The 2,489-nt window shown below is 74.5% G+C and carries 2 protein-coding genes and 1 pseudogene; 1 reads left to right on the forward strand and 2 read right to left on the reverse strand.

What is annotated here, in order from left to right:
- On the forward strand, positions 1 to 1,773 hold a 1,773-nt coding region (locus ACFV4N_RS41755), incomplete at its 5' end, for a type 1 periplasmic-binding domain-containing protein (RefSeq protein ID WP_499678230.1).
- Positions 1,774 to 1,778: 5 nt separating this feature from the next.
- Here ACFV4N_RS41755 and ACFV4N_RS41760 read toward each other — a convergent pair.
- Positions 1,779 to 2,252 (reverse strand): (2Fe-2S)-binding protein, encoded by a 474-nt coding sequence (locus ACFV4N_RS41760; protein ID WP_499678231.1) that lies wholly within the window; start codon positions 2,250 to 2,252, stop codon positions 1,779 to 1,781.
- A pseudogene (locus ACFV4N_RS41765) lies at positions 2,249 to 2,489 on the reverse strand (hypothetical protein); the annotation flags it as partial. The gene ACFV4N_RS41760 and the pseudogene ACFV4N_RS41765, both read right to left, overlap by 4 nt.

A 2,489-nucleotide genomic window follows, 5' to 3' on the forward strand; every position in this document is an offset into this window, starting at 1 on the left:
GACGAGGACGACCCCGACCGGGTGCTGGCCGCGGCCGGCCGCACCGCTCCGGCGACCGAGACCGAGACCGGTCGGCTGATCGCCCGCGTGGTGGCGGCGCTGTGGGCCGCCAACGACCCGCTGTCCACGGCGGACCGCGCCGAGCTGTGGAGCAGCGCGGCGTCGGACCTGGAGATGCTGGCGCAGCAGCCGGGCTTGGCCCGCAACGACTTCCGCAAGGCCGCCGCACTGCTGAGGACCAGGGCCGAGGCGGGTGACACCCCGTCGGCCGGCCGAGGGCCGTGGCGGCAGGTGTCGACCCGGCCGGAGGACCTGGACTTCACGCCACCGGTGCCCGCGAGGGCTCGGCGCGCGGCGCGGGTCAGGCTGGCGGCGCTCGTCGCGGTGCTGGCGGTCGTGGTCGGGTCCTCGGTCTTCGTCGGGCTGACCCTGTTCTCCCGGTGCGGCGAGGGCGTCCAGGAGCGGGGCGGCGAGTGCGTCGGCGTCACCGACGGGTCCTACGTGTTCGACGACCAGCTGGCCGACGTGCAGGGGAAGATCCTGGCGGAGAACGAGAAGGTCGCCGGGCAGCGGCACGTCACGGTCGCCGTCCTCACGCCGCTGCTGCCCACCGAGGTGGGCAGCGTGACGCCGCAGCGGGTCCGCGCCCAGCTGGAGGGCGCGCACGTCGCCCAGCTGGCCGCGAACGAGGACAGGAAGGAGCCGAAGGTCCGGCTGCTGCTGGCCAACCCCGGCAGCCGCCAGCAGGAGTTGCGCCAGGTGGTGGACCAGCTCGTCGGGCTGGCCGACGAGCAGCGGCTGGTCGGCGTGGTCGGCGTGGGCCAGAGCACGACCAACGCCCAGCTCACGGCCCGCGCGCTGGCGGAGGCCGACATCCCGATGATCGCCTCGGTGATCACGGCCACCGGGTTCCAGGTCGAGCCGGGCGAGCCCACCGGCCACATTAAGGGCTTCGCGCGGGTCAACTCGACCACCGGCAACCAGATCTCGGTGCTGGCCGACCACCTGGCCGGGCGCGGCGCGGGCCGGTCGATGCTCGTCTACGACGACAACGAGGACGACCTCTACACCTCCACGCTGCGCCGGGAGTTCAAGGAGGCCGCGACGAGCGGCAAGCTGTCGATCACCGTGGAGAACCCGTTCGACACCGAGGCGACGCTGGACAACCAGTTCAACCAGATCACCAAGGACCTGTGCAGCGACGACGCCCTGGACACGGTGCTCTACGCGGGTCGCGCGGTGCTGCTCGACGACCTGGTCGACAACCTGCGGCGGCGCACCTGCGCGCTGGACCGGCTCATCACGCTGGTCTCCGGCTCCGACGCGTCGATGCTGCGCACCAGGGACGACCTCCGCCCCCGGCCGGGGCAGCCACCCCTGGCCGTGGTCTACGCCCCGCACGTCGACCCGGACGCGGCCAGGCAGATGGGCATCGCCGAGTTCGACCGCCTCGCCGCGACGTTCGAGGAGCTGGGCTTCGACACCGCCGACCTCGCCGACGGCTGGGGCGTGATGATGCACGACGCGATGCTGGCGATGCTGGACGTCATCAACCGCGCGGCCGTCGGGTTGAAGGCGGGCGAGGTGCCGAGTCGCCAGAGCGTGCGCGCCCAGCTGTCCCTGTCGGGCCGTGAGCGCAACCAGGTGCGCGGCGCGGGTGGTCCGTTCACCCTGGACGGCACCACCGGCGACGCGGTCGGGCGGCGGTTGCCGATCATCGAGGTGGGTCCGGACGGGGTGTTCGCGGTGAGGGCGATCGTGCCGGTGCGGTGATCCGGTCAGCCCTCGGCGCCGGGGTCGGCGGTCTCCGGGTCGGCGGCCCCGGCGGCGGCCTTGATGGCGTCGACGACGTGCTGGTAGCCGGTGCAGCGGCAGAGGTTGCCCGCGATGGCGGCGCGGATCTCGGTCTCGGTCGGGTGGGGGTTGTCGCGCAGCAGCTCGGTGGCGGTGGCGAGCATCCCGGGCGTGCAGAAGCCGCACTGGAGGGCGTGGTGGCGGCGGAAGGCGTCCTGGAGTGGGTTGAGGGCGCCGTTGTCGGCCAGGCCCTCGACGGTGGTGATCGTCGCGCCGTCGGCCTGGGCGGCGAGCAGGCAGCACGCGCGGGCGGTGGCGCCGTCGAGCAGGACCGTGCACGAGCCGCACGCGCCCTGTTCGCAGCCGACGTGGACGCCGGTGAGGCCCAGGTCGTGGCGCAGGAAGTCGGCGAGGGTGCGGCGGGGCTCGCAGTCCGCGCCGACCCGCCGGCCGTTCACGGTGAGCCTGACGGTGAGCTTCTCGGTGCCTCCGCCTGTCGGAGTGCCCTGCGGGTGAGGACGGCCGCCACGTCGCGGCGGTAGGCGGCCGGGGCGTGCGGGTCGTCGGGCGGGTCGGTGGCGTCGGCCGCGGCGTCGGCGGCCTCGGCGAGGGCGTGCTCGTCCGGCGCCCGGCCGACGAGGAGGGCTTCGGCGGCCTCGGCCCGGACCGGGGTCGGCCCGGCTCCGGCGACGGCG

The organism is Actinosynnema sp. NPDC059797 (assembly GCF_042732085.1).
Classification (GTDB): Bacteria; Actinomycetota; Actinomycetes; order Mycobacteriales; family Pseudonocardiaceae; genus Actinosynnema.